This window comes from Microbacterium sp. Leaf351 (genome assembly GCF_001423825.1).
Lineage (GTDB): Bacteria > Actinomycetota > Actinomycetes > Actinomycetales > Microbacteriaceae > Microbacterium > Microbacterium ginsengisoli.
The window spans coordinates 4,113-8,269 of the sequence record NZ_LMPK01000006.1 but is presented as its reverse complement, the minus strand read 5'-3'; the positions used below and the strand labels follow the sequence as shown (position 1 = coordinate 8,269).

General features: G+C 69.5%; 9 protein-coding genes. All 9 read left to right on the top strand.

Translation table 11 applies throughout. The features are described from left to right. Nucleotides 1–250 (top strand): hypothetical protein (locus ASG00_RS15140; protein ID WP_200930835.1); only part of this gene is annotated, 250 nt, incomplete at its 5' end. After that, nucleotides 247–1,491 carry an ATP-binding protein gene (locus ASG00_RS02490; RefSeq protein ID WP_056206600.1) on the top strand — a complete coding sequence of 415 codons (1,245 nt, stop codon included), beginning with the start codon at nucleotides 247–249 and terminating at the stop codon, nucleotides 1,489–1,491. The genes ASG00_RS15140 and ASG00_RS02490, both read left to right, overlap by 4 nt. Beyond that, nucleotides 1,488–1,757, top strand: coding sequence for a hypothetical protein (locus tag ASG00_RS02485; RefSeq protein ID WP_056206599.1), 270 nt, complete (start codon nucleotides 1,488–1,490; stop codon nucleotides 1,755–1,757). Before ASG00_RS02490 ends, ASG00_RS02485 begins: the two co-directional genes overlap by 4 nt. After that, a complete protein-coding gene (locus ASG00_RS02480; RefSeq protein WP_056206597.1) occupies nucleotides 1,754–2,371 on the top strand; it encodes a hypothetical protein in 618 nt (205 codons plus the stop codon). The genes ASG00_RS02485 and ASG00_RS02480 overlap by 4 nt, the downstream gene beginning before the upstream one ends. Continuing rightward, nucleotides 2,368–3,018: an ERF family protein gene (locus ASG00_RS02475; protein WP_162237853.1), complete on the top strand. Its 651-nt coding sequence runs from the start codon at nucleotides 2,368–2,370 to the stop codon at nucleotides 3,016–3,018. The genes ASG00_RS02480 and ASG00_RS02475 overlap by 4 nt, the downstream gene beginning before the upstream one ends. Then, nucleotides 3,011–3,406 carry a hypothetical protein gene (locus ASG00_RS02470; RefSeq protein WP_156454775.1) on the top strand — a complete coding sequence of 132 codons (396 nt, stop codon included), beginning with the start codon at nucleotides 3,011–3,013 and terminating at the stop codon, nucleotides 3,404–3,406. Before ASG00_RS02475 ends, ASG00_RS02470 begins: the two co-directional genes overlap by 8 nt. After that, the gene (locus tag ASG00_RS14720) at nucleotides 3,403–3,549 is read left to right on the top strand and encodes a hypothetical protein (RefSeq protein WP_156454776.1); all 147 of its coding nucleotides are present in this window, start codon (nucleotides 3,403–3,405) and stop codon (nucleotides 3,547–3,549) included. The genes ASG00_RS02470 and ASG00_RS14720 overlap by 4 nt, the downstream gene beginning before the upstream one ends. A 23-nt stretch (nucleotides 3,550–3,572) precedes the next feature. Continuing rightward, a complete protein-coding gene (locus ASG00_RS02465) occupies nucleotides 3,573–3,959 on the top strand; it encodes a hypothetical protein (protein WP_056206589.1) in 387 nt (128 codons plus the stop codon). Further along, the coding region (locus ASG00_RS15135) for a hypothetical protein (RefSeq protein WP_162238325.1) at nucleotides 3,956–4,157 on the top strand (202 nt) is incomplete at its 3' end. The genes ASG00_RS02465 and ASG00_RS15135, both read left to right, overlap by 4 nt.

Sequence of the window (4,157 nt, the reverse complement as noted above, 5' to 3'; positions counted from 1 at the left end):
GTCCGGGGACTCCGGTGCGGCGACGGCGTCCGGGTACTACGGTGCGGCGACGGCGTCCGGGGAGAAGTCCGTTGCCCTGGCCAGCGGCTACGACGGACGTGCGCGCGGAGCTATCGGTACCGCCCTCTTCCTCACTGAGCGCTCGTCGGACTGGACCATCATCGCGGCGGCCGGCGTCGTCGTCGATGGTGCGGCCATCAAGGCCGACACGTGGTACTCGCTGCGTGGCGGGAAGGTCGTGGCGTCGTGAGCAAGACCTTCTCCGTCCAGAACTTCAAGGGCGTCCGCGAGATCGAACTGAGCCCGACCGGGTCGCTGATCGTCGTCGCCGGCGCGAACGGTGCCGGGAAGTCGAGCTTCATCGACGCGTTCGTCGAGCTGTTCGACCCGAAGGGCACCCGCCTGACCCCGAAGCCGATCCGTGAGGGCGAGGACGAGGCCCGCGCGGAGTACACCGACACGGACCTCGGTGTCCGCATCGTCCGCACCTGGAAGAAGAACGACGCGGGACGCCTCGAGGTGTTCGCGCTCGACGGCGCGAAGTACTCGAAGCCCGCCGACGTCGTCGCGTCGCTCACGGGCGGCTTGATCTTCGACCCGGTCGCGTTCCTGAACCTCGACGAGAAGCGACAGCGGGACGCGCTCCTCGCGAAGGTCGACCTCCCGTTCGACGTCGACGCGTTGGCGCGGGAGAAGGCTGGTGCGGAGGAGCGCCGCCTGATCGCTGGCCGTGACGTGAAACGCCTGCAGGGTGCCCTGTCGGCGATGCCGAACCCGCTGGACGCGCCGAACGAGGAGGTGTCGGGCGCCGCGGTCCTCGCCGAAATCGAGTCCGTGCAGGAGCACAACCACCGCATCGACCGGGCCGAGGATCTCGTCACCGAACTCGGACGTCAGGTCCTCGACACCGACCGCACGATCGAGCGCTTGGAGGAGCAGATCACTCAGGCGCGCGCGGACCGCGCCGTCTGGGTCGAGAGGATCGAGGTGGCCCAGCGCGCTGCCGCTGCTCCGCGCGCGGATCTCGCGCCGTTGCAGGCAAAGCTCGCGGCCGTCGACGAATGGAACGCGGCCGTGCGAGCGCGTCGCGAGTATGCGAAGGTCGCCGACGAGTGCGCCGCCGCGGAGTCCGCTCAGGCCGCCGCGAACCGCGACCTCGCCTCGATCGAGAAGCGCAAGCGTGACGGCCTCGCAGCGGCGACGTTCCCCGTCGACGGGCTGTCCGTGGACGAGGACGGCGTGACGTTCGACGGCGTGCCGTTCACGCAGGTCAACTCGGCCATGCGTCGCCGCGTCGCGTTCGCGATCGCGACCGCGGGAGACCCGAAGCTGCGTCTCGTCATCGTGAAGGACGGTGACCTGTTGGACGCCGACTCCCTCGCCGCGATCCGGGATCTCGCCGACGAGCGCGGATACACCGTGCTCGTCGAGCGGGACCGTGACGAGTCCCGCCGGATCGGCTTCACGATCCAGGACGGCGCTCTCGCATGACCGCGCGCATCGACCATGCCTCCGAAGCGCTGAAGGCTCTCGGCCACATCACGGGAGTCGATGAGGCCACGAACCAGATCACGCTTGCGCTCGAAGCGCAGGTGCACGCGACTCTCGCTCTTGTCGAGCAGCAGCGCCTCGCCAACCTCATCGCGTTCCACGATGTCGCGACGCGTCAGGCGGACGCGGGCCACATCCTGAGCAGCGACGGCCTTGCCCGAGTCGAGCGTGCGGCGCGGGAGCTCCGGGCGGGGGTCGGACTGTGAGCGCCCTCGCGATCCTGGATCGCACCCTCGCGGACTCTGCCGACCGCGAATCTTGGCTGGACGCGCACGACAAGGTCATCGGCTCATCGACGGCGGGGAAGTTTGCGAAGCCGGGATCTGTGGAGCTCTACGTCCGGCAGATCCTCGAACCCCGCACGTTCGGCGGGAACGAGGCGACCCGGTCGGGCAACGACTGGGAGCCCGCGCTGCTCGGCGCGGTCGGGGCGCGTCCGAACAGCCTGCTGATCCACCACCCCGACTATCCCCGGTTCGGCGCGACGATCGACGGCACGAAGCCGGTCGGCGACCGTTTCGCGATCGTCGAGACGAAGACGAAGCACAACAAGGTCGTGACCGGGCCGACACCGTACGAGGTCCGGCAGCTCGCGTGGCAGTTCTACTGCATCCCCGAAGCCGTCCACGCGGAGTGGGTGTGGGGCGAGCTCGTCCGCGACCCCGACGCGCCAGGACTGTGGCGGCTGCGCCGCCCCGTGCAGTCGCGCACGTTCCACCGCGACCACCCACAGATCATCGCCGCGACGGACCTGATCGTCCCCATCGCGCACCGCGTCGTCGAGCTGCTCGACGCCGCCCGAGAGGAGGCATGGACATGACCAACCCCACCCCGCCCGCGACCCTCACCGAGGCGCTCAGCGCCTTCCAGGCCGAACTGCCCCGCGTGCAGAAGGGTGCACGCAACGACCACTTCAAGTCGTCGTACGCGGACCTCGCCGACGTCGTCGGCGTCGTCCTCCCCGCGCTCGCCCGCCAGGGCCTCGCCTGGGTGACCGTTCCGACGATGACGGAGGCCGGGTTCCGGCTCGAGTACAGCCTGCAGCACGTCGGCGGGGAACGGATCGACGGCTCCTGGCCGCTCCCGAATCCGACCGAGAGCACTGCACAGGCGGTCGGGTCCGCGATCACGTACGCGAAGCGCTACGCGCTGTCCGCGGTCACCGGCGTCGCTCCCGATCAGGACGACGACGGAAACAGCGCATCCCAGCAGGGAGCACCCGCCGCCGCGCCGAAGGAGTGGAAGAAGCAGGTCGCGGCCGCCGCGTCCGTCGCGGAGCTGCACGAGATCTACCAGTCCGCGGAGCGCGACGGATGGCTGAACGCATCGATCATCGCGAGCCTGAACGCCCGCCGTGCCGTGCTGAGCACCCCGGCCGCGCCGGACGCCGCCGACGCGTACGAAGCGGCGGCATCGGCGGAGTACGACGCCGCGGTCGCGCGTGGGGAGGTGGCCGGTCGTGTCTGAAGTGGCGCACCTCTCGACGGGCGAGATCGTCGAGTACGAACCGGCCTCCCCGCTCGAGCTGGAGCAGATGATCCGGGAGATCGGTGACCGGCTCGAGCGGGCGGTGCCCGTGATCCGTGGACTGTGGGCGGATCGGTACGCCGCGGAGCGGAAGTTCATCGAGGAGCGCGCGAAGGCCGTGATGCGGTCCGCCGAGCCGACGGTGACTCGGCAACGGGCCGAGGCGGATCTCGCGGCGATGCCCTTCAAGCACGAGTTCGACAACGCGAAGGAGATCTTGCATGCGGCTGAGGAGCTGCAGCGGGCGCTCACCGCGAAGTTGAACGGCTATCTCAATCTGAACCGCGCTCTCACGAGCGCGTACATCGCGAGCGGAGCGAGCCGATGAGCGACCGCCTACGCGTCATGAAGTCCCGGAAACCCGGCGACCGCCCCTGGAAGGTCCGCGCAGGTCGCACCGTGCTCGGCGCGTTCCCGACCGGTCCCGACGCGCTCCGATTCGTCCGCCGCCTCATCGCGGCGGCGCAGTGACCACCCCGAAGAAAGGAACCCAGGTGGCAGAGAAGAAGACCCAGGAAGGACCGCCGAGCTTCGCCGCGATGCTCGCCACGATCCGACCGTCGACCGACGTCGAGCTCGCGGAGAACCTCGCGAAGCTCATCGAGGAGGTGAAGGCGACGGGCAAGAAGGGCACGCTCAGCGTCGTCTTCGAGGTGAAGCCCGTCAACGGCGGTGACCGTCTGGTCATCGTGAACGACGCGTTGAAGCTCCGTCTCCCCGAACGAACCCGCGAGGGCACGACCGCGTTCGTCACCGACGACAACGGTCTCTCGCGCAGCGACCCGACCAGCAGCCCCCTGTTCACCGACGACGACATTCGCGATGCCGGCGCGAACGTCGACCCCCGTACCGGCGAGATCAAGGAGACCCCGAACGCATGAGCACCACGGAGAAGACCCTGGCGCCGGCCCCGACCGAGGCGGGGGCGATCGCGTCCCTCGCGGACATCGCAGCCGATCAGCAGCGCACCCCGATCACGCCTGGCGAGGTGTTCATCGTCCGCGACGGTGACGGTGGCCTGCGTGTCATCGACACCGACGCATACGCTCCGACGCCCCGGCACATCGCCGCGGCGCGCA

What these genes read in the sequence shown, in the direction of transcription:
- ASG00_RS02485 (WP_056206599.1), top strand. Translation starts at nt 1,488, where the DNA reads ATGACCGCGCGCATCGACCATGCCTCCGAAGCGCTGAAGGCTCTCGGC.
- ASG00_RS02475 (WP_162237853.1), top strand. Translation starts at nt 2,368, where the DNA reads ATGACCAACCCCACCCCGCCCGCGACCCTCACCGAGGCGCTCAGCGCC.
- ASG00_RS14720 (WP_156454776.1), top strand. Translation starts at nt 3,403, where the DNA reads ATGAGCGACCGCCTACGCGTCATGAAGTCCCGGAAACCCGGCGACCGC.